General features: G+C 64.9%; 18 protein-coding genes. 14 read left to right on the plus strand and 4 right to left on the minus strand.

What is annotated here, in order from left to right; translation table 11 throughout:
• The first annotated feature begins 72 nt into the window (after nucleotides 1–72).
• From pbpC to ABIC09_RS10950, 7 genes are all read left to right on the plus strand, one after another.
• Nucleotides 73–2,181: a penicillin-binding protein 1C gene (gene pbpC / locus ABIC09_RS10920; RefSeq protein WP_354109253.1), complete on the plus strand. Its 2,109-nt coding sequence runs from the start codon at nucleotides 73–75 to the stop codon at nucleotides 2,179–2,181.
• Nucleotides 2,182–2,231: 50 nt separating this feature from the next.
• Nucleotides 2,232–3,974 carry an ArnT family glycosyltransferase gene (locus ABIC09_RS10925; RefSeq protein WP_354109254.1) on the plus strand — a complete coding sequence of 581 codons (1,743 nt, stop codon included), beginning with the start codon at nucleotides 2,232–2,234 and terminating at the stop codon, nucleotides 3,972–3,974.
• 1 nt (nucleotide 3,975) lies between these two features.
• Nucleotides 3,976–4,821 carry a phosphatase PAP2 family protein gene (locus ABIC09_RS10930; RefSeq protein WP_354082827.1) on the plus strand — a complete coding sequence of 282 codons (846 nt, stop codon included), beginning with the start codon at nucleotides 3,976–3,978 and terminating at the stop codon, nucleotides 4,819–4,821.
• A 67-nt stretch (nucleotides 4,822–4,888) separates the two neighbouring features.
• On the plus strand, nucleotides 4,889–5,623 hold the full coding sequence (locus tag ABIC09_RS10935) for a glycosyltransferase family 2 protein (RefSeq protein WP_148753927.1): 735 nt from the start codon (nucleotides 4,889–4,891) through the stop codon (nucleotides 5,621–5,623).
• A complete protein-coding gene (locus tag ABIC09_RS10940; protein WP_148753928.1) occupies nucleotides 5,620–5,958 on the plus strand; it encodes a lipid-A-disaccharide synthase N-terminal domain-containing protein in 339 nt (112 codons plus the stop codon). Before ABIC09_RS10935 ends, ABIC09_RS10940 begins: the two co-directional genes overlap by 4 nt.
• Before the next feature lie 170 nt (nucleotides 5,959–6,128).
• A complete protein-coding gene (locus tag ABIC09_RS10945; RefSeq protein ID WP_246230163.1) occupies nucleotides 6,129–6,665 on the plus strand; it encodes a TetR/AcrR family transcriptional regulator in 537 nt (178 codons plus the stop codon).
• A 70-nt stretch (nucleotides 6,666–6,735) separates the two neighbouring features.
• Nucleotides 6,736–7,599, plus strand: coding sequence for a DMT family transporter (locus ABIC09_RS10950; protein ID WP_354109255.1), 864 nt, complete (start codon nucleotides 6,736–6,738; stop codon nucleotides 7,597–7,599).
• Here ABIC09_RS10950 and ABIC09_RS10955 read toward each other — a convergent pair.
• Nucleotides 7,596–9,284 carry a Na/Pi cotransporter family protein gene (locus ABIC09_RS10955; protein WP_354109256.1) on the minus strand — a complete coding sequence of 563 codons (1,689 nt, stop codon included), beginning with the start codon at nucleotides 9,282–9,284 and terminating at the stop codon, nucleotides 7,596–7,598. The genes ABIC09_RS10950 and ABIC09_RS10955 overlap by 4 nt on opposite strands.
• Before the next feature lie 155 nt (nucleotides 9,285–9,439).
• Nucleotides 9,440–10,624: a cystathionine beta-lyase gene (gene metC / locus ABIC09_RS10960; RefSeq protein WP_354109257.1), complete on the minus strand. Its 1,185-nt coding sequence runs from the start codon at nucleotides 10,622–10,624 to the stop codon at nucleotides 9,440–9,442.
• A 386-nt stretch (nucleotides 10,625–11,010) separates the two neighbouring features.
• Between metC and ABIC09_RS10965 the strand changes: the two genes are divergently transcribed.
• From ABIC09_RS10965 to ABIC09_RS10985, 5 genes are all read left to right on the plus strand, one after another.
• The gene (locus ABIC09_RS10965) at nucleotides 11,011–12,027 is read left to right on the plus strand and encodes an amino acid ABC transporter substrate-binding protein (protein WP_148753932.1); all 1,017 of its coding nucleotides are present in this window, start codon (nucleotides 11,011–11,013) and stop codon (nucleotides 12,025–12,027) included.
• 27 nt (nucleotides 12,028–12,054) lie between these two features.
• Nucleotides 12,055–13,260 (plus strand): amino acid ABC transporter permease, encoded by a 1,206-nt coding sequence (locus ABIC09_RS10970; protein WP_354109258.1) that lies wholly within the window; start codon nucleotides 12,055–12,057, stop codon nucleotides 13,258–13,260.
• Nucleotides 13,257–14,777, plus strand: a complete 1,521-nt coding sequence (locus ABIC09_RS10975; RefSeq protein ID WP_354109259.1) for an amino acid ABC transporter permease — start codon at nucleotides 13,257–13,259, stop codon at nucleotides 14,775–14,777. Before ABIC09_RS10970 ends, ABIC09_RS10975 begins: the two co-directional genes overlap by 4 nt.
• 11 nt (nucleotides 14,778–14,788) lie before the next feature.
• The gene (locus ABIC09_RS10980; RefSeq protein ID WP_354036838.1) at nucleotides 14,789–15,529 is read left to right on the plus strand and encodes an amino acid ABC transporter ATP-binding protein; all 741 of its coding nucleotides are present in this window, start codon (nucleotides 14,789–14,791) and stop codon (nucleotides 15,527–15,529) included.
• 288 nt (nucleotides 15,530–15,817) lie between these two features.
• Entirely contained in the window at nucleotides 15,818–16,354 is a 537-nt protein-coding gene (locus ABIC09_RS10985; protein ID WP_354109260.1) for a DUF805 domain-containing protein, read from the plus strand.
• A 10-nt stretch (nucleotides 16,355–16,364) separates the two neighbouring features.
• Here the strand turns inward: ABIC09_RS10985 and ABIC09_RS10990 are convergent, their stop codons facing one another.
• Complete coding sequence (locus ABIC09_RS10990; RefSeq protein WP_148752336.1) at nucleotides 16,365–17,399, minus strand: cysteine synthase A; 1,035 nt, start codon at nucleotides 17,397–17,399, stop codon at nucleotides 16,365–16,367.
• A 97-nt stretch (nucleotides 17,400–17,496) separates the two neighbouring features.
• Nucleotides 17,497–18,726 (minus strand): class I SAM-dependent methyltransferase, encoded by a 1,230-nt coding sequence (locus ABIC09_RS10995; protein ID WP_354109261.1) that lies wholly within the window; start codon nucleotides 18,724–18,726, stop codon nucleotides 17,497–17,499.
• Nucleotides 18,727–19,292: 566 nt separating this feature from the next.
• On the opposite strand from ABIC09_RS10995, the gene ABIC09_RS11000 reads away from it, so the two are divergent.
• Together ABIC09_RS11000 and ABIC09_RS11005 are read left to right on the plus strand one after the other, a co-directional pair.
• Nucleotides 19,293–20,768, plus strand: a complete 1,476-nt coding sequence (locus tag ABIC09_RS11000) for an efflux transporter outer membrane subunit (protein WP_502917661.1) — start codon at nucleotides 19,293–19,295, stop codon at nucleotides 20,766–20,768.
• Complete coding sequence (locus ABIC09_RS11005; protein WP_354109262.1) at nucleotides 20,758–22,140, plus strand: efflux RND transporter periplasmic adaptor subunit; 1,383 nt, start codon at nucleotides 20,758–20,760, stop codon at nucleotides 22,138–22,140. The genes ABIC09_RS11000 and ABIC09_RS11005 overlap by 11 nt, the downstream gene beginning before the upstream one ends.
• Nucleotides 22,141–22,149 lie beyond the last annotated feature (9 nt).

Below are 22,149 nucleotides of genomic sequence, written 5' to 3' on the forward strand. Positions count from 1 at the left end.
GGCAAAAGCGCGAAGCGCGTCTTCGCGCGGACGTCCCGGGCATCCACGGACTTTGGTGCCGCGAGTCAGAACGTGGATGGCCGGGACAAGCCCGGCCATGACGGAGTGCGGGGATACGGTGCTCGTATCCTCTCAATAACTGCGTTCACATTCATCCTTGCCATCGGCACCTTCGTCGGCTGGGTCTATTCCCTCGGTCCGCTGCCGCTCGACGAGGCGCGCCGCGTCTCGACCACGGTCGTCGACCGCAATGGAAAACTGCTGCGCGCCTATGCCATGGCCGACGGGCGCTGGCGGCTGCCGGTCGATGCGAAAGCCAATGTCGATCCAACCTATCTCAAGCTGTTGTTCGCCTATGAGGATCAGCGCTTCTACGCCCATGATGGCATCGATCCGCTGGCGCTGGGCCGCGCCGCGGTGCAGCTCACCACGCGCGGCCACATCGTGTCCGGCGGCTCGACCATCTCGATGCAGTTCGCCCGGCTGATGGAGCCGAGGCGGCAGCGCTCGCTCTACGCAAAACTGCACCAGATCGTGCGCGCGATCGAGCTGGAGCGGACGCTGAGCAAGGACGAGATTCTCAACCTCTACCTCGCGCTCGCACCCTATGGCGGCAATCTCGAAGGTATCCGTGCCGCCTCCATCGCCTATCTCGGCAAGGAGCCGAAGCGGCTGTCGCTGGCGGAAGCAGCGCTACTGGTCGCGCTGCCGCAATCGCCGGAGACGCGCAGGCTCGACCGCTATCCGGACGCCGCGCGCATCGCCCGCGACCGCGTGCTCGACCGCATGGTCGAGGAGCATGTGGTCAGCGCCGACGAGGCGAAGCAGGCCCAAGCCGTGCCGGTGCCAAAGCTACGCAAGCCGATGCCGATCCTGGCGCCGCACGCGTCCGACAGCGCGCTGACAACCGTCAAGGATGCGCCGGTCATCAAGCTGACGCTGGATTCCAATCTCCAGAAAGTGCTCGAGCCCCTGGCGCGCGACCGCGCGATTGCGCTGGGGCCGAACATCTCGGTCGGCATCATCGTGGTCGACAATGAGAGCGGCGACGTGCTCGCACGCGTGGGGTCTGCCGATTATTTCGACGAGAGCCGGGCAGGGCAGGTCGACATGACCCGCGCCATCCGCTCGCCGGGCTCGACGCTGAAACCGTTCATCTACGGGCTCGCCTTCGAGGACGGTTTTGTCCACCCCGACAGCCTGATCGACGACCGTCCGGTCCGCTTCGGCTCCTACGCGCCGGAAAATTTCGACATGAGGTTCCAGGGCACGGTGCCGGTGAAGAAGGCGCTGCAGCTGTCGCTGAACGTGCCGGCGATCGTGCTGCTCGACCGCGTCGGCGCGAGCCGGCTGGCCTCGCGGCTGCGGCAGGCCGGCGGCAATCTGGTTTTGCCCAAAGACGAAGCACCGGGGCTCGCGATGGGCCTCGGCGGCGTCGGCGTGACGCTGCAGGATCTCGCCCAGCTCTATGCGGGCTTCGCCCGGCTCGGCACCACCAAGCCGCTGCGCGAGGTCATGGCGGCCGTGGACGACCGCGAGCCGCTGCGGCTGCTGGATCAGGTCGCGGCCTGGCAGGTCGGCAACGTGCTTCTCGGAACCCCACCGCCGGAGAACGCCGCCCACAACCGTATCGCCTTCAAGACCGGCACCTCCTATGGCTATCGCGACGCGTGGTCGGTCGGGTTCGACGGCCGCATGACGATCGGCGTCTGGGTCGGCCGGCCCGACGGCGCGCCGGTTCCCGGCTTGATTGGCCGTGTCGCCGCTGCGCCCATTCTGTTCGATGCCTTCGCGCGGACCGGCAAGACGTTGACGCCGCTGCCGAAGCCGCCCAAGGGAACCCTGGTCGCCAGCAACGCGAAGTTGCCGTTGCCGCTGAAGCGGTTTCGTCCGGTCGGGGAGCTCGTCCGAACCGGCGGCGAGCAGGCGCTCCACATCCAGTTCCCGCTCAACGGCTCCCGGATCGACGTGGATCGCTCGGGCGGGGCCGAGGCTTCCGCCATGCCGGTGAAGGTCGCCGGCGGGGTGTTGCCGATGACTGTCATGGTCAACGGTACCGCGCTCGGCGAGATCGACGGGCGGCGCCAGCGCCTGATCGATCCGCCCGGCCCGGGCTTTGCACGGCTGACCGTGATCGACGCCGTTGGCGCCGCGGACACAGTTGTCATTCGAATTCAATGACTGTGGCTCAAGCGGTTGTGGCGATGGCGGTTTCAGCGTAAGCGGAACCAATGGCCGAGACCTATCCGACTCCCCGTTTTGGAGCGCCCCGAGAGCCGAAAACGCCTGTGAATCCGGGCAGCCGGCTCGTGCTGATGCTCGACCTTGTCACCGCCAGCCACGCCCGCGCTGTGGCCTTCCTCGTGCTGTGCGCGCTACTGCTCTTCCTGCCCGGCTTCTTCACGATTCCGCCGGTCGACCGCGATGAGGCGCGCTTTGCGCAGGCCACCAAGCAGATGGTCGAGAGCGGCGACTATGTCGACATCCGCTTCCAGGAGGACGTGCGCTACAAGAAGCCGGTCGGCATCTACTGGTTGCAATCCGCCGCGGTCGAAGTCGCGACGGCGCTAAAGCTGCCGAAGGCTGAACTCCGGATCTGGGTCTACCGGCTGCCGTCGTTGTTGGGGGCGATCGGCGCCGTGCTGATGACCTATTGGGCGGCGCTTGGCTTCGTGACGCGGCGCGCCGCGGTCCTTGCCGGGCTTCTGATGTGCTCCTCCGTGCTGCTCGGCGTCGAGGCGCGGCTCGCCAAGACCGACGCGATGCTGTTGTTCTGCGTGGTCGCCGCAATGGGCGCGATGGCACGCGCCTATCTGTCCTGGCAGCGCGCCGAGGACGAAACCCATCCGCCCTGGAGCTGGCCTGCGATCTTCTGGACCGCGCTCGCCGTCGGCATCCTGATCAAGGGCCCGCTGATCCTGATGTTCGCGGGCCTGACGATCGTTGCGCTCGCGATCCAGGACCGCGATGCTTCATGGCTGTGGAAGCTGCGTCCGCTCTGGGGCCTGATGTGGCTGCTGGTGCTGGTGCTGCCCTGGTTCATCGCGATCTTCTGGCGCGCGGGCGATGCCTTCTTCGCCGACTCCGTCGGCGGCGACATGCTGAGCAAGATCGGCGCGCAGGAATCCCATGGCGCGCCGCCCGGACTGTACCTGGCGCTGTTCTGGATCACCTTCTGGCCGGGCGCGCCGCTCGCGGCGATGGCGGCGCCTGCGGTGTGGCGGGCGCGGCGCGAGCCCGGCGCGCAGTTCCTGCTGGCCTGGCTGATCCCGTCCTGGATCGTGTTCGAGGCGGTGCTGACCAAGCTGCCGCATTACGTGCTGCCGCTCTATCCCGCGATTGCGATCCTCACCGCCGGCGCGCTGGAGCGGAATGTGCTGTCGCGCTCCTGGCTGGCGCGCGGCTCGGCCTGGTGGTTCGCGATCCCCGCGGGCGGCTCGATCATCGCAGTCGTCGGCGCCGTCGTGCTGACGCGGCAGCCGGCCTTCGCGGCCTGGCCGTTCATCGCGGCCTCGCTGATTTTCGGCCTGTTCGCCTGGTGGCTCTTCGACAGCAACCGAGCCGAACGCTCGGTGCTCAACGCGCTGGTCGCGGCGCTGATGCTGGCGGTCGTGGTCTACGGCATCGTGCTGCCGTCGCTGACGCCGCTGTTTCCGAGCATCGAGGTCGCGCGCGCGCTGCGCAACGTCACCTGTGTCGGGCCGAAGGCGGCGTCGGCCGGCTATCATGAGCCGAGCCTCGTGTTTCTGACCGGCACCCAGACGCTGCTGACCGACGGATCGGGAGCCGCCGATTTCCTCAGGCAGGGAAGCTGCCGGTTTGCGCTGATCGAGCAGCGCTCGGAGCGCAGCTTCGTCCAGCGCGCCGAGGCGATCGGGCTGCGCTACAAGGTTGGGGCGCGCATCGACGGCTATAATTTCTCACAGGGACGCGCGATCTCGATCTCGATCTTCCGCTCCGAGGGCACCGAGTAGGATGCCGGCCTCAACCGATATTGCGCCGCGCGCGAGCTACCCCGCGCAATTGCTCGCGATCTTTGGCGGTGCGTTGGCTCAGCTCGTGCGTACGCCCTCGCATTCGCGCCGCGCCGAGGCCGCGCGAAAGCTGGCGCGGCATTCGCTGTGGCTCAGTGCGGCGGGCGCTGCTCTGATTATCGTGCTGATGGTCGCGTTCGACGGGACCGAGATCCAGCTGATGCCGGCGCGCGGCACGCCGGCGCTCTGGCCGATCCGCATCCTCACCGATTTCGGCCAGGACGAGTATGTGCTCTCGGTGCTGGGAGTTGCGCTGGTTGTCGTGGCGCTCGTTGCGGCGGGGCTCCACGGCGCCCGCCGCGTACTGCTATTGGGCTTGGGCACGCGGCTCCAATTCTTGTTTCTGTCTGTTGCCCTGTCGGTGTTCGCCGGAGAGATCCTGAAATATCTGATCGGTCGGGGCCGGCCCTTCGTCGGCGGCAAGGCCGATCCGTTCAACTTCATCCCGTTCGAGGGAACGGGAGCCTATGCGAGCCTGCCTTCAGGCCATGCAATCACGGCGTTCGCGCTCGCCTTTGCGGTCTCAGCGCTATGGCCGCGTCTGCGCGTGTTCATGTTCACCTACGCGGTCGTGATCATTCTGACGCGCCTGGTGCTGCTGGCGCATCACCCGAGCGACGTCACGGCCGGTGCGCTGGTCGGCATGATCGGCGCCATGGCTGTCCGTTACTGGTTTGCGGCCCGCCGCCTCGCTTTTGCGATCCGGGCCGACGGCACCATCGTGCCGCTGCCGGGACCGCTTCCCGGGCGCCTCAAAAGGGTTGCCCGCGGGGCATCCGCCCCATAAAAGCGGCTGCTTCCCGGGGCTGCCGGTTCCCCCCGGAGGCAGGCCAATTCCAACCACGAGCTTCGATTTGTCGTCGTCCCAGCCTTCGGTTTCCATCGTCGTCCCCGTGCGCAACGAAGCCGACAACATTGCGCCTTTGATCGAGGAGATCACGGCCGCGCTCGATGGCCGCTGGGCCTATGAGATCATCTATGTCAACGACGGCTCGACCGATGCGACCGGCGAGCGGCTCGCGGCGATCATGGCGGAGCGGGACAATCTGCGGCAGCTGCGTCATGCCAAATCGGGCGGCCAGTCGGCGGCGGTGCGCAGCGGCGTGCGTGCGGCCCGCGGCGCGATCGTGGCGACGCTCGATGGCGACGGCCAGAACAATCCCGTCTTCCTGCCGGATCTGATTGCCGCGGTCGAGAAGGGCGCAAATGTCGGGCTTGCCGCGGGACAGCGGGTCGGGCGCAAAGACACCGGCTTCAAGAAATTCCAGTCGCGCGTAGCAAACGGCATCCGCAACGGCATCCTGAAGGACGGCACGCGCGACACCGGTTGCGGGCTGAAGGCATTCCGGCGCGAGGTGTTCTTGATGATGCCCTATTTCGACGGGCTGCATCGGTTTCTGCCGGCGCTGGTCCGCCGCGAAGGTTTTGACATCGCCTATGTCGACGTGATCGACCGGCCGCGCCATTCCGGAGTGTCCAATTACGGCTTCTTCGACCGGCTGTGGATCGGGATCATGGATCTCGCCGGCGTGTGGTGGCTGATCCGCCGCAAGAAGCCGGCGCCAGAAGTGACTGAGGTGAAGGCATGATCATCCAATACGGCCAGGCGCTGAACAACTATCTCTACGACGTCTTCGTCGCCAAGTTCGATTTCTGGCTCGCCTTCGGCCTGGTCGCGCAACTGTTTTTCACCGCGCGCTTCCTGGTGCAGTGGATTGCGAGCGAGCGCGCCGGCAACAGCGTGGTGCCGATGGCGTTCTGGTTCTGCTCGATGGGCGGCGGGTTGATGACGCTGGTCTACGGCGTCGTCAAGCGCGAGCCCGTCATCATTCTCGGACAGGCGCTGGCAACGATCATCTATGTCCGCAACATCATGCTGATCATCAGGAACCGCGGCCGGACGTCGAAGACATTGGACCGCTGATCCGGGACTAGGCCGCAAACCTCCCAAAAGCTGTTCGGAACCGATCCAAAACGCGCTTGCTATTTCAAGACCGATCGGTTCATATATTGGGCATGCGCCACGAATCCCCTGTGCACTCGCCGCGTGGGCGGCCCCGAGGTTTCGACATCGAGGCCGCGGTCGAACGTGCGATGGATGTGTTCTGGTCGCGCGGCTATCACGGCACGGCGCTGCCCGACCTACTGCGGGCAACCAAGCTCTCGCGCGGCAGCCTTTACGCCGCCTTTGGCGACAAGCACTCGCTCTTCCTGCGGGCGCTCGATCGCTACATTGCCGATGCCCTGGCGCGGATGGAGTTCGAATTCGACCCGCGCAAGGATCCGATTGACGGCCTCAAGGCCTACCTGGCCGGTTACGTCGAGCGCACCAGCGGGGGCAACGGGCGGCGCGGTTGCCTGCTGGTGGCTACCGCCATGGAGCTGGCGGGCCAGGATGCCGAGGTTGGCCGGCGCGTCGCGGGCTACTTTAAGGCGATGGAGGGCAGGGTGGCGAACGCACTATCCCGCGCGAAGGCGGCGGGGCAGCTGGCCGACGGTGTTGAGCCTTCAAGTGCCGCCCGAATTCTCATCTGCTTCCTTTGGGGGCTGCGAGTGGTTGCCAAAACGGCACCGACGCGAAACACGTCGCAAGCCACCGTTGACGCTCTTCTCGACCGTTTCATTAGATAAACAACCCATGGACGTCTCCGCTATTGGCGCGTCGATATTTGGACTGATCGGTCTTGAAAGGAAAGGTGCCATGTCCGCCATCCAGATCGTCTGCGCGGTGGCCGTTCCCTTGCTCTGGGGCTATCAGTTCGTGGCCATCAAGGTGGGCGTTACGGAGTTTCCGCCGCTCTTCTTCCTCGCGATACGCTTTCTGGCCATCGCGTTGCTGCTTGTTCCCGTTGTCAAAAGCCCCACGCGGCAACAGTTCGGCCCTATCGCAGCTATTTCGTTTTTCCTTGGTGGACTGAACTTCGGGCTGTTCTATGTTGGCCTTGGGCTCGGCTCGGGAAGCATGTCGGCCGTTGCATATCAACTCGCGCCGCCTTTCACCGTCCTGCTGGCCTGGCCGCTGCTCGCGGAGAGGCCGTCTCTAACTACGTCCGCCGGAGTGGTGCTTGCTTTCGTCGGCGTGGTCGTGTTGGTGGCGGGGCCTGGCCTGTCCGCAAACGCACTGCCGCTGCTGCTTGTGGTCGGGGCAGCCTTCGCGTTCGCGGTGTCCAACGTCTTGACGAAGCGCTACGGCCCTTTTGATCCCCTGATGTTGATGGGGTGGGCGTCGCTGCTCACGGTGCCGCAGGTCATGTTGATGTCGTTGCTCCTCGAACATGGACAGCTGGCGAGCCTTGTCACGGCGGATGGACGTGGCTGGCTGGCGCTCGCCTACACGATCTTCATCGGCGGCATTGTCGGGTTCAGCCTCTGGTTCTGGCTGATCGGGCGTTGCTCGATGGGGCGCGTCGCACCGTTTGGCTTGCTGCTGCCGGTGTTTGCGTTGATCTCGAGCGTATTGTTCCTGGGCGAGCGCATGACGCCGAAGCTGATCGTCGGCGGGCTGCTCGCGATCTCCGGCGTCGCCATCACGCAAGTCAAGCCGCGCGTCGCGTCGCAGCCCTAGCGCGGCAGCGCCGTGGCGCCCGAGGCGGGCAGGGCGTTCGTCTCCGCCTCGGTCCGGCGATAGGGCTCGCCGGCCGCATCCAGCACGGGATAGGCGACCGAGCAGATATGCGAGTGGATGCGGCGCAGATCGCGCAGCACGTCCAGATGCAGCGACGTGGTCTCGATGGTCTCGGGGCGGCCCTCGCGCAGGCGGTCGAGATGGCGTTCGACGGCAGCGAGCTCGGTGTTCTTCAGCGCAGTCTTTTCCACCAGCAGCTTGCGGGCCTCGTTGGCATCGCCCGACATGAAGACGCCGAAGGCGATCCGCAGCGAATCCATCGTGCGCTTGTGGAACGCGGCGAGCTCGTCTGCGCCCTCAGCCGAGAACTGGAAGCGCCGCTTGATCTTCTTGGTCGCGAGCTCGCTCAAATTCTTGTCGATGATATCGCCGATATGCTCGAGGTTGATGGCGAAGGAGATGATCTCCATCGCACGCCTTCCCTCGCTCTCGTCGAGGCTGCCGCGGGTCAGCTTGGTGACATAGAGCTTGATGGCCTCGTCGAGACTGTCGACCACATTGTCCGTCTTCGAGACCTGGTCGACCAGCGAGCGGTCGCCGGTCATCATCGCGGCCATCACCTTGCGCAGCATGACCTCGACCAGATCGCCCATGCGCAGCGTCTCGCGGGCAGCGTCCGCAAGCGCGAGCGAGGGCGTCTCCAGCGCCGTCTCGTCGAGATAGCGGGGGCGGGCCGGGTCGGTTTCCTGCACGCGATCCGGCAGAAGCTTTGTCAGCAGGCGCGACATGGTGTCGAGCAGGCCGATGAAGATGACGGCCGTGCCCACGTTGAAGGCGATGTGGAAGGCCGCAATCATCTTGGCGAGATCGGGCTGCCAGGCGTGCATGTGGCCCGCGATCGTGCCCAGGAACGGCAGGACCAGCGCAATGCCGACGATGCGATTGACGAGATTGCCGACCGGCAGGCGATAGCTCGCGGGATCGTCGCGTTTTGCGCCTTCAAACACGGGGTTGACGGCGCTGCCGAGATTGGCCCCGAGCACCAGCGCCAGCCCCGCATCGGGCGTGATGAACTGCGAATAGGCCAGCGACATGATCAGCAGCACGCTGGCGACGCTTGAATGCACGGCCCAGGTCAGAAGCGCGGCGACGATGATGCACAGAACCGGATCGCCAGTGATCGCCGACATCACGACGCGCACGCCCGGTGCGTTCTCCGCCGGCGCCAGCGTGTCGAGCAGGATGTGCAGCGACAACAGCATCAATCCAAGGCCGATCGCGATACGGCCGATATCCTTGATCCGCGAGCGCGGGCCGGAGCGGAAGGCGACGAGGCCGAGAACGAACAGTACGGGAGCTACGGCCGCGATATTGAACGACAGCGCCTGCACGATCAGCGTCGTGCCGACATTGGCCCCCAGCATGATGGCGAGCGCGGCGACGAGGCTGAGCAGACCCTCGGCGGCAAAGGAGCTGGTGAGCAGTGCGGTCGCCGTGCTGCTCTGAAGTAGCGCGGTGAGGCCCAGGCCCGCAGCGAGCGCGCTGAAGCGGTTGCCGAGTGCCTTGCCGAGCAGGCGTCGCAGGTCGGGGCCAAAGGCGCGCAGGATGCCGCTCTGGACCATATGGAGGCCCCACAGCAACAGCGCTACGCCGCCCATCAGATCGAGCAGAACCAACGTTCCCATGCTCCGTGTCCGGATTGGAGTCGAAGGGGCAGGCTAACGCCAAACGCCAGCGGATCAAACCCCTTGTTGGCGCGTCGGCGTTAACGCATTCGGTGCTTGCACGTTCCCGCGGCGTGTCTTGGCGCGTCCGCAGGCGCAATGCCTTGTGAGCAGGCTCACATTGCCGCTTTGAGGGCCGCAAAGCCGCGATCGAGATCGGCCTTGAGGTCGTCGGTGCTCTCGAGCCCGATATGCAGTCGCAGTGTCGGACCGTCCGGCGCCCAATTCGTCGCCGTGCGATAGTCGGTGCAATCGAAGGGAATCGCGAGGCTCTCGAAGCCGCCCCAGGAAAAACCCATGCCGAACAGCTTGAGCGTGTTGAGCATGGTGTCGACGGCCTTCTGCGGCACGGGCTTCAGCACGATGCTGAACAGGCCGGAGGCGCCGGTGAAGTCGCGCTTCCAGATGGCGTGGCCCGGATCGGTCTCGAGGCCCGGGTGCAGGACGCGCGCGACCTCGGGCCGGCTGGCCAGCCAGTGCGCCATGTCGAGACCGGAGCGATGATGCTGCGCGAGGCGGACCGACAGCGTACGCAGGCCGCGCAGCGCCAGGAAAACGTCGTCGGGGCCTGCGCAGACGCCGAGCAGGCGGATGCCTTCCGCGATCTGCGGCCAGGTCTTGGCGTTGGCCGAGATGGTGCCGAACATGATATCGGAATGGCCACCGATATATTTGGTGGCAGCCATCATGCTGATGTCGACGCCCTGCTCGAGTGAGCGGTGATAGAGCGGCGTGGCCCAGGTGTTATCGTCGATGACGAGCGCGTCGCGCGCATGCGCAATTTGAGCGATGGCGCGGATATCCGGCATCTCGAACGATTGCGAGCCCGGCGCCTCGACCAGCACCGCGCGGGTGTTGGGCTTGAACAGCTTCTCGATGGTAGCGCCGATCAGCGGATCGAAATAGGTGGTCTCGATGCCAAGGCGGGCGAGCATGCCGTTGCAGAAATTGCGCGTGGGACGATAGACATTGTCGCAGACCAGCAGATGGTCGCCGGTCTTCAAGACCGAGAGCAGGGTGGTCGAGATCGCCGACAGGCCCGACGGCACGATGCCGACGCCAGCGCATTGTGGCCCCTCCAGCGCCATCAGCGTGTCCTGGAACGCCCGCGTGGTCGGGGTGCCGTGACGACCATAGGTGAACTCGCCGCGATGGGCGTGCAGGTCCTCGGCGGTCGGATAGAGCACGGTCGAGCCGTGGAACACCGGCGGATTGACGAACCCCTTCTGCGCCTTGGTGTCGCGGCCGGAGGTGACCAGCCGGGTTTCGGCGTGCTGCTGTGCGGGGTGCGAGGAATCCATGCGTCTGCTTTCAAAAAGCGTTTCCGCCGGGCGCGGATCGCGCGGTCGGGGCGGCCTGGGGGCCACCGACGTTAATAACAGAACACAGAAGAGTCCCGTCAACCCCTTGACCCGGCTCGCCAGTCGTTCTGTGATGCGCGGGTGCTATTCAGTCGCTGCATGTTGAGGGGCCTGCCGCGACCTTCGATCCATCGCCTGACCGGACCTTGCGCCACGGCCTCAAGTGCGGGCGCCTGCGACGAGGATTAAGGTATGGCCTCCCGGGATGGGCGAGTGTTCGGCAAGGTTTTCCAGCATGACTCTTGCAAGGCTACCCTTTTTGTAGGGAAAGTCTTGGCAGAGACACCGTTCCCGACCTTGAGATGACTTTGAAAGGCTTGAAGCCCATGAAACGCGTGACCCTGGCTTTCTCTCTTGCTCTCGCCGTCGGCCTCTCTGCCCAGGCCGCCGACGCACAAACGCTCAAGACCATCAAGGACCGGGGCACGCTGTCCTGCGGCGTCAGCCAGGGCCTGCCGGGCTTCTCCTCGCCCGATGACAAGGGCAACTGGACCGGGCTCGACGTCGACGTCTGCCGCGCCATCGCGGCCGCGATCTTCAACGATCCGACTAAAATCACATTCGTGCCGACCTCCGCCAAGGACCGCTTTACCGCGCTGCAGTCCGGCCAGATCGACGTGCTCTCGCGCAACACCACCTGGACCATCTCCCGCGATACCTCGCTCGGCGCCAACTTCACCGGCGTGACCTATTATGACGGGCAGGGCTTCATGGTGAAGAAGTCGCTCAAGGTCAATTCGGCGCTGGAGCTGAACAGCGCCTCGGTCTGCGTGCAGACCGGCACCACCACCGAGCAGAACCTCGCCGACTACTTCAAGGCCAACAACATGAAGTACGAGGTGATCGCGTTCGGCACCAACGACGAGACCGTCAAGGCCTATGAGGCCGGGCGCTGCGACGTCTTCACCACCGACCAGTCCGGCCTCTACTCCAACCGTCTGAAGCTCGCCAATCCCAACGACCACATGGTTCTCCCCGAGATCATCTCGAAGGAGCCGCTCGGACCGATGGTGCGCCACGGTGACGACCAGTGGTTCGACATCGTGAAATGGACGCTGTTCGCCATGATCACCGCCGAGGAGCTCGGCGTGACCTCGAAGAACGTCGACGAGAAAGCCAAGATGGAGAATCCGGAGCTGAAACGCGTGCTCGGCACCGACGGCAATTTCGGCGAACAGCTCGGCCTGACCAAGGATTGGGTGATCCGGATCGTGAAGGCCGTCGGCAATTACGGCGAGGTGTTCGATCGCAACGTCGGCGCGGGCTCGCCGCTCGCGATCAACCGCGGTCTCAACAATCTCTGGAACAAGGGTGGTCTTCAGTACGCGCCGCCGATCCGCTGATCCGGCCCGATCAGCCGGCACATGGCAATGAGCACCGAAGCTCGTAAACCGCCGCTCCAGATCGCGCTGAAGATCAGGCGGCTTCTGGGTGGCAAGGCAGGCTGGAACGGCGTCGCCGTCCAGTTTGCCTTCGCGGCGGTGCTGGGCTGGATTGCCTACGAGATCATCTCGAATGCCCGCGCCAATCTCGAAAACCAGCACATTGCCGCCGGCTTCGGCTTCCTCGCGAACAATGCCGGCTTCGACGTCAACCAGACCCTGATTTCCTATACCGGCTCTGACACGTTCCTGCGGGTGTTCGTGGTCGGGCTGTTGAACACGCTCGTGGTCTCTGCGGTGGGCATCGTGTTCGCTACAGTGATCGGCTTCATCGTCGCGTTGTGCCGGCTGTCGCCGAACTGGCTGGTGTCGCGTATCGGCGAGATCTATGTCGAGCTCATCCGCAACCAGCCGCTCCTGTTCCAGATCCTGTTCTGGTACCTGGCGGTGCTCGCGGCGCTGCCCAATCCGCGACAGAGCATCTCGCTGCTCGGCATCGCCTTTATCAGCAATCGCGGTCTCGTCATTCCACAGCCGATCGGCCAGGCCGGTCTGGAGCCGTTCCTGGCAGCGCTGGCATTCGGCGTCGTCGCCGCGCTGGGCTTGCGCATCCATGCGCGGCGGGCATTGTTCTTGCGCGGACAGATGATCCACATCTGGCCATATGTGCTGGGCCTCATCATCGGGCTGCCGCTTGTCACCATGCTGGTGTTTGGTCTGCCCATCACCGTCCAGCTGCCGCAGCTCAAGGGGTTCAATTTCGCCGGCGGCGCGCGCGTCATTCCGGAATTCGTGGCGCTGGCGCTGGCGCTGTCGACCTATACCGCGGCCTTTATTGCGGAGATCGTGCGCGCCGGCATCCAGTCAGTCCACAAGGGGCAGATGGAGGCGGGATCCTCGCTGGGCCTGAGTCGCGGCACCACGCTGCGGTTGATCGTGGTGCCGCAGGCGATGCGCGTGATCGTGCCGCCCCTGACCAACCAGTATCTCAACCTTACCAAGAATTCCTCGCTCGCGGTCGCGATCGGCTATCCCGACCTCGTGTCGGTATGGGCCGGCACGTCGCTGAGCCAGACCGGGCAGGCAATCGAGATCATCACGATGACGATGGGCGTCTACCTCCTGATCTCGCTCGTCACCAGCGGCGTGATGAGCATCTACGGCTGGCGCCTGAACCGGAGCCTCGGCGCATGACCGACATCATGGCGTCATCCTTCGTCCGTCGGGACCTCGTCGCCGAGCGTCCCGCGCCGGTCAAGACCACCGGCTTTGTCGGCCTGCTGCGCACCCGCCTGTTCAATTCGCCGACCAATATCCTGCTCACGATCGTCAGCGCCTTGCTGCTCTGGTTCACCATCATTCCGTCCATCAGGTTCCTGATCGTCGATGCGGTCTGGAGCGGCAACGACCGCGGCGCCTGCCTCGCCGAGAACGCCGGATTTACCGTCGGCGCCTGCTGGCCCTACATTCAGGCCAAGCTGCCGCAGTTGATCTATGGTTTCTATCCCGAGGCCGAGCGCTGGCGCGTCAATCTCGCGCTGATCCTGGCGGCAGCACTGCTCCTGCCGCTGCTGATTCCACGCCTGCCTGCCAAGGGCCTCAACGCCAGCCTGTTCTTCTTCGCCTTTCCGGTCGTCGCGTTCTTTCTCCTGCATGGTGGCGGCATCAGCGGCTTCGGCTTGAGCTGGACCGCCGGCCTGCTGGAACTGTTCGATGACAGCATCGTTAGCGCCGGGCACGTGCTGCTCAGCCTGAGCAAGACATCGGCCATCGCGCCGCTGCTGTGGGTTGTCGGCAATCTCATCGTGCTGGTCGGCATTGCGATCCGTTGGCTGATCTACCCGCTGACCTGGCTGCGCGACCAGCTCCAGGGGACGGGCCAGTCGGTCTGGGTCGATTTTGCCATCACGACGGCGTTCGTCTCGCTGATCGCCTTTGTCCTCGGCGGCGGCATTCGCACGGGGTGGCGCGCGCTCGCGTCGAGCATCGCCACCTTCGTCGCCATCGCGATGGTTATCAAGCTGATGGGGCTCGACCACGGCGGCTTGCCGATCGTCGCGACAAATCTCTGGGGCGGGCTGCTGGTGACACTGGTGGTCTCCGTGACAGGCATCGTCACCTCTCTGCCGATCGGCATTGCGCTGGCGCTCGGCCGGCGCGCCTCAATCCCCCTGATCCGGATCTTCTCGATCGCCTTCATCGAGTTCTGGCGCGGCGTGCCGCTGATCACCGTGCTGTTCTTCGCCACCTACATGCTGCCGTTGTTCCTGCCGGGCAATTTCACTGTCGACGGCCTGGTGCGCGCGCTGATCGGCATCGCGCTGTTCACCGGCGCCTACCAGGCCGAGAACGTCCGTGGCGGTCTCGCCGCGATCCCGCGCGGGCAGAACGAGGCGGCGGCGGCGCTGGGGCTGTCCTGGTGGAAGACGACCTCGCTGATCGTGCTGCCGCAGGCGCTCCGCCACGTCATTCCGAACCTCGTCAACAGCTTCATCTCGCTGTTCAAGGACACCTCGCTGGTCTCGATCGTGGCGCTGTTTGACTTGCTGGGCTCGCTCCGGGCTTCGTTCTCGGATCCGAAATGGTCGACGCCGTCGACCGCGTTCACCGGCTTTGCCTTCGCCGGTATCATCTACTTCATCTTCTGCTTTGGAATGTCGCGCTACTCGCTCTTCGTCGAGCGCCGCCTCAACATCCACCGCCGCAACTGATCGAGGTCATCATGTCCGCTGATCCCATCGTCAACATTTCCGGCCTCAACAAATGGTACGGCGAGTTTCATGTGCTGCGCGACATCGACCTCGAGGTCAACAAGGGCGAGCGCATCGTGATCTGCGGGCCCTCGGGCTCGGGCAAATCGACGCTGATCCGCTGCATCAATGCGCTCGAGGAATTCCAGGAGGGCAAGATCGTCGTCGACGGCATCGAGCTCGGGCCGAACCTCAAGCATGTCGACGCGGTGCGCCGCGAAGTCGGCATGGTGTTCCAGAGCTTTAATCTGTTTCCGCATCTGACGGTGCTGGACAATTGCACGCTGGCGCCGATCTGGGTGCGCAACATCCCAAAGAAGGACGCCGAGGAAACCGCGATGAAATTCCTGGAGCGGGTCAAGATCCCGCACCAGGCCAGCAAGTTCCCCGGCCAGATGTCAGGTGGCCAGCAGCAGCGCGTCGCGATCGCGCGCGCCCTGACCATGAACCCGAAGGTGATGCTGTTCGACGAGCCGACCTCGGCGCTCGATCCCGAAATGGTCAAGGAGGTCCTCGACACCATGGTCGACCTGGCGAAGGAGGGCATGACCATGCTGGTCGTGACCCACGAAATGGGCTTTGCCCGTGAGGTCGCCAACCGCGTGGTGTTCATGGACGCCGGCCAGATCATCGAGGCCAACACGCCGAACGAATTCTTCGCCACCCCGCAGCATGCCCGCACCAAACTGTTCCTGAGCCAGATCCTGCGCTGATTCCCGCGACATCCCGGAGGGGCCGCCGATCGGCCGGCAAGGTTTGATCTCGTAGGGTGGGCAAAGGCGCTCTTGCGCCGTGCCCACCATCTCTCCGCGATCGCCAGCGGAATGGTGGGCACGCTGCGCTTTGCCCACCCTACCGCACCGCCGCACGACCGCGCCGAAGCGTAAACTTTTACGCAATTTCATCGCCAGCTAAAAACCATAACACCTTTCGACACCCCGCCGCTTCATGCGTCCGAAAGCTCTTTCTGCGCATAACGCCCCAAAAAGGGGATGTGTCGCATGCTCGGCTTCGTGTTCGGCCTCAATGCCCGCCTTGGGCGCCTGCATTTCTTTCTGGCCACGGTCGTGCTGGCGATCGTGATGACCGCGATCTGTTTTGCGATCGCAATGGCCGCGTTGCGCACGACATCACCGAGCATGGTCCATCCCGAAGATCTCACCCGAAACTGGGCCATCATTGCGGCGGTGGTGTTCTTCGGCGTTGTGACCTTCACGCTGCAATCGATGCGCATCCGCGACATCGGCTGGGATCCGGTCTGCGTGATCCCGGCCTGGATCGCGCTCATGATCGTGGATCATGTGGCGGCAGGCCGGTTTTCGGCCTGGGCGATCGGCCAGGAGCATCAGGGCACGATGCTCGGCGGGCTGGTCAATCTCGCTCTGCTGCTGGCGCTCACCTTCTGGCCGGGCGCCGACAACGAGGGCTCTTACACCAACCCCTTCGAGCCGCCCGCGCGCGCAGCCGGCAAGCCGTCGGCATCGGACCAGCGCCTTGCGCGCGTGTCGCAAGGCACGGCGCGCCCAACTTGGAGCTGAGAGCCTGGAGCTAGACGAACGGCAGCTTGACGTTGCTGCGCTTCTCCAGCCATTCCGGCACCGGCAGGTTCTTGGCGCGCATGAAGTCGGCGTTGAACAGCTTTGACTGATAGCGGCTGCCGGAATCGCAGAGAATGGTGACGATGGTCTTGCCGGGTCCGAGCTGCTTGGCGAGCCGCATCGCGCCGACGATGTTGATGCCGGTGGACCCGCCGAGGCAGAGGCCTTCGTGCTGGAGCAGCTCGTAGATCACCGTGACCGCTTCGGCATCGGGAATGAGATAGGCGTCATCGACCTTGGCGCTCTCGACGATCGCGGTTTTCCGGCCGAGCCCGATGCCTTCCGTGATGGAGTCGCCTGGCGTTGCCTTGGCTTCGCCGGTCCTGAAGTATTCAAACATGCCGGCGCCGTGCGGATCGGCGCAGGCGATCCGGATGTCCTTGTTCTTCTCTTTCAGGTAGCGGCTGACGCCGGCGAGCGTGCCGCCGCTGCCGACCGAGCAGACGAAGCCGTCAACCTTGCCGCTGGTCTGTTCCCAGATCTCGGGGCCGGTCGAGTCGTAATGCGCCTTGGCGTTGTCGAGGTTGTTCCACTGGTCGGCGAACAACACGCCGTTCGGCTCGGTCTTGCGCAACTCGTCGGCAAGGCGGCGGCCGACATGCTGGTAGTTGTTCGGATTGGAATAGGGCAGTGCCGGCGATTCCAAGAGCTCGGCGCCGCACAGCTTCAGAAAATCCTTCTTCTCCTGGCTCTGCGTCTCCGGGATCACGATCAGCGTGCGATAGCCGCGCGCGCTGGCGACCACCGCCAGCCCGATGCCGGTGTTGCCGGCGGTCGCTTCCACCACGAGGCCGCCCGGCTTCAGCTCGCCGCGTTTCTCGGCTTCCTGAATCATCCATTTGCCGGCGCGGTCCTTGACCGACTGGCCGGGATTCATGAACTCGGCCTTGCCGAGAATGGTGCAGCCGGTCAGCTCGGAGGCGCGCTTGAGCTTGATGAGCGGGGTGTTGCCGATGGCTTCGACAACGTCGTTTTTGGTGGTCATGTCAGGCAATTACCGGCTGGATGCGTGAAGTCATCGAGACCCTAAAGTAGGGCTACCGGCCTTACAAGCGACCCTTGCAAGGCGGGCCGGCAAACTCTTATTGCTGCTTTGCGAAGATGACCTGCCGGACGTCGATATTGCCGGACAGGAATCCGGCCTCGCAATAGGCGAGGTAGTACTCCCACAGCCGCCGGAACCGGTCGTCAAAGCCGAGCGGCACCAAGCCCGGCCAGGCCGCGCGAAAATTATTTCGCCAGGTGGCAAGCGTCTTGGCATAATCTTGCCCGAAGATGCGCTCGCCGATGACAGGGACGTTGAATCGGTCTCCGAGCGACTTCAGCACCGCGGGCGAGGGCAGCATGCCGCCGGGAAAGACGTAGCGCTGGATGAAGTCGACCTCGCGCCGGTAGCCCTGGAAGAGCCGGTCCTGGATCGTGATGGCCTGGATGCCGACAAGCCCGCCCGGCAGCAGCCGGTCGCGCAGCTGGGCGAAATAGCGCGGCCAGAACCGCTCGCCGACAGCCTCGATCATCTCGATCGATGCGATCCGGTCGTAGCGATCCCGCTCGTCGCGATAATCCTGCAGTCGGATATCGACCTTCTCGGCGAGGCCCGCCTCGTGGATGCGCTTGCGCGCGAAGTCGCGCTGCTCGGTCGAGATGGTGAGGCCAACGACGCGTGCACCAAAAGTCTTGGCGGCGAATTCGGCGAAGCCGCCCCAGCCGCAGCCGATCTCGAGCACCTTCTGGCCCGGCTTCAGGTCGAGCGCCTCGGCGAGACGGCGATATTTGTTGGTCTGCGCGGCCGCGAGGTTTGTGCTCGCGCCCTCGAACAGCGCCGACGAATAGGTCATGCTCGGATCGAGCCACGCCGAATAGAACGCATTGCCGATGTCGTAATGGGCGTGGATGTTGCGCCTGGCCTGGCGACGGGTGTTGCGGTTGAACCAGTGCTGCACCGTCTGCACGAACCGCATCAGCGGCCTGTCGCGCAGCATGGCCTGGATCAGATCGTGGTTGACGCAGAACAGGTAGAGAAATTGCGTCAGGTCCGGCGTATCCCAATCGCCGGCGAGATAGGCTTCCGCGATGCCGATATCGCCGCCATTGATCAGGCGCGCGGCAAAGCTGTAATTGTGCAGGCGCATCGCGGCCTTCGGTCCCGGCTCCTGTCCGCCCATCCGGATCAAGCGCCCGTCGGGCAGGGTGACATCAAGCGTTCCGCGCCTGAGCCGGGAGCCGAAGGCAACCGCAAGTCGGACGATGCGTGGCAGATCGGCGAGCGTTGTCTCCACAGTCTCGGGCGTCACCGAGATGGCATTCGACATCGGAAAATCCATCAATTGAACTGATAATATCCGACCGCGAGCTAGCCGCGCCCAACTCACCATGTCGCCAGACCCGAGCGCGCCCTGCATGCGGTCAGCGACTGGTAATATAGCTGTGCGATTTGCCGGCCGCCAAGATGGTTTCGCCGCGGACGACCGCGATGCGCATGCCTGAAAGTGTCCTGCCTTGTGTGAAACAAGCTACGGTGCGTTGCGGCGCAGGTTTCAGTGGAGCAAAGGCCGCCTTTGCTGGTCTCGCGGCCAGTGTGGCCGCAATATCACATGAAATCTTGGTAAGCTTGAACGCGCTTCGGAATGACGCGACAAATCAAAAAGCCGCTGCGAGACAGTGGTTTTTTGTATTTTCGTCGTCCAGACGCCGGGGGCGATCAGGTGTGCTTTTCGCAGGTGCGGGACTGTCCCGCAGTTCCGCGCCCGGCTAGGATGAATCTCAGGTCCCGCAGAAAGCATCACGCCGTGAACGAGTTACAGAAAGGCCTCCGGCCGTCCGTCCGCGAATCGGCTAATCCGGCCGCGCGGTGGCGGTGTGATCTGCCCGGCAGGGGGTGGATGTGACACAGCGGGTTCCGGCCGTCGCCAAGGGGCACTTCCTCGAGCTTACGTCCCGAACGCTGCGTACGTTCGCCGTGGTCTGCCTGGCGTCGAGCTCGGGCGCCTGTGTGCTGACCCAGGACCTTCCAGATCCCGCGCTCGATGTCCCCACGCAATACAAGTACGCCGGGAAGGCGGACGCGCCGCCGACGCTGGATTGGTGGCGTGGCTTCCGCTCGACTGAACTGACGCAGCTGATGGAGGAGGCGCAGACCGTCAACCTCGACATCGCCGCCGCGGTCTCGCGGATTGTCGAAGCTGACGCCCAGGCGCGCCAGGCGGGCGCAGCGCTGTTGCCGAGCCTGTCGGGAGGCGGTTCGGAGACCTATTCGCGCACATCCGGCTCGAGCGCATCGGGCCTGACCAATGGCGGCCGTGAGGTTGTCAACTACTCCGCGTCGCTGAGCGCCAGCTACCAGCTCGATTTCTGGGGCCAGAACCGCGACGCGCTGCAGACGGCGGAGGAGACCGCCAATGCCAGCCGGTTCGACCGCGACACCGTCGCGCTGACGACGCTCGCAGCCGTCGCTAATGCCTATTTCCAGGTGCTGTCCTCGCAGGACCGCCTGCGCACCGCCCAGCGCAATATTGCGAGCGCGCAGCGCATCCTCGATGCCATCCGCGAGCGCCGCAAGGCCGGCACCGGCACCGATCTCGACGTCGCCCAGCAGGAGAGCGTGCTGGCCAACCAGAAGGCGCTGGTGCCGCCACTGCGGCAGACGCTCGACCAGAACACCAATGCGCTGGCGGTGCTGGTGTCGCGTCCGCCGGAGAGCGTGCGCGTCGCGGGCGGCTCGCTGGACCGGATCGCGATCCCGCGCGTCACCCCGGGGCTGCCGTCGGAGCTGCTGACGCAGCGGCCCGACATCCGCCGGCAGGAAGCGCAGCTCGCCTCGGCGACCGCCAATATCGGCAACGCCCGCGCGCAGTTTTTCCCGACCATCCAGCTCACCGGCAATGGCGGTTATCAGAGCTCGGCACTGGTGTCGCTATTTCAGCCGCATGCGGCGTTCTTCCAGCTGGTCGGCAGCGCAACCCAGCCGATCTTCGACGGCGGCAAGATCCTCGGCAATTTCGAGTACGCCAAGGCGCGGCAGGAGGAGTTGCTCCAGACCTACCGCAAGACCATCGTCCAGGCCTTCACCGACGTCGACAACGCGCTGTTCTCGATCAAGCAGACCACGATCAAGCTGCAATTGCAGCGCGATGTCGTCAACGCCTCGCAGCGTGCCTTCGACCTCGCCGAGCAGCAATTGCGTGCCGGCACCGCCGATATCGTGACCGTGCTCAACACCCAACTGACGCTATTCCAGGCCGAAGACACGCTGGCGCAGGCGCAGCTCGCACGCCTTCTTGCCATTGTCAGCCTGTATCAGGCGCTCGGCGGCGGCTGGGAGCCGCGAATGGAGAAACCGGTCAATGCTCTTTAAGCCGGATACGAAGGACAACGCGAAAGTGGGGACGGCGAAAAAGTCGCGCGGCCGCGGCTTCGTCATGACCCTGATCACGCTCGCGATCCTCGGCGGCCTCGGCTATCTCGGCTGGACCGTGATGCACCAGCAGCCGCAGCAGGCGGGGAACGGTCGCAACCAGCAGCGGCCCGATCTGCCGGTGCCGGTGCTGGCGGCGACGCCCAAGGTCCAGGACGTGCCGGTCTATCTCGACGGCGTCGGCGCGATCCGCGCGCTCAACACGGTCACCGTGCGCTCGCAGGTCGACGGCAAGCTGATCGCGGTGAAGTTCACGGAAGGCCAGGACGTCAAGAAGGGCGACGTGCTCGGCGAGATCGACCCGGCGCTCTACCAGGCGACCTATGACCAGGCCGTCGCCAAGAAAGCCCAGGACGAAGCCCAGCTCGCCAATCAGCGCATCGATCTGACGCGCTACGAGCAGCTCGCGGCGTCCAATGCCGGCTCGAAGCAGCAGGCCGACACCCAGCGCGCGGCGGTCGCGCAGACCGAGGCGCTGGTCAAGGCCGATCAGGCGTCGATCGACAATGCGGCGGCGACGCTGAGCTACACCAAGATCGTGGCGCCGCTGTCAGGCCGTGCCGGCCTGCGCCAGGTCGACCAGGGCAACATCATCCACGCCGCCGACACCACCGGCCTCGTCGTCATCACACAATTGCAGCCGATCGCGGTGTGGTTCAGCCTGCCGCAGCAGCAGATCATGCGCGTCAATGCTGCCGCCGCCAAAGGCACGCTGGCGGTCGACGTGTTCGGCAATGACGGCGTCACCGTGATCGACACCGGCAAGCTCACCGGCATCGACAACCAGGTCGACCAGACCACCGGCACGCTGAAGCTCAAGGCCGAATTCCCCAACGCCAACTACCAGCTTTGGCCCGGCCAGTTCGTCAACGTCCGCCTCAAGGTCGAAACCCTGTCGCAGGCGCTGGTGGTGCCGACATCGGCGGTACAGCGCGGACCGATCGGCACGTTCAGCTATGTCATTGGCGAGGGCGACATCGTCTCGGCCAAGCCCGTGACGGTGACGCAGCAGAACGAGCATGATGCGGTCATTGCCAGCGGCCTCACCGCGAACGACAAGGTCGTCACCACGGGCTTCGCCAATCTGTCTGACGGCTCCAAGGTCATCATTGGCCGCGACGAGCAGACGCCGTCGGCCGATCTCGCCCCGCGCAAGCGCACGCGTGCGCCGGACGGCCAGAAGGACGGACAGGGCAAGGACGGCGAGCACCGCGCCAAGCGGAGCAGCAGTGAGGGCGACCAGAAGGGCCAGACAGGCCCGGCGCCGGGGCCGGGGGCTCAATCATCGGGACCTGGAGCCAAGCAGCCATGATCCCGGCAA

The organism is Bradyrhizobium sp. S3.12.5, assembly GCF_040548225.1.
GTDB classification, from domain to species: domain Bacteria; phylum Pseudomonadota; class Alphaproteobacteria; order Rhizobiales; family Xanthobacteraceae; genus Bradyrhizobium; species Bradyrhizobium cytisi.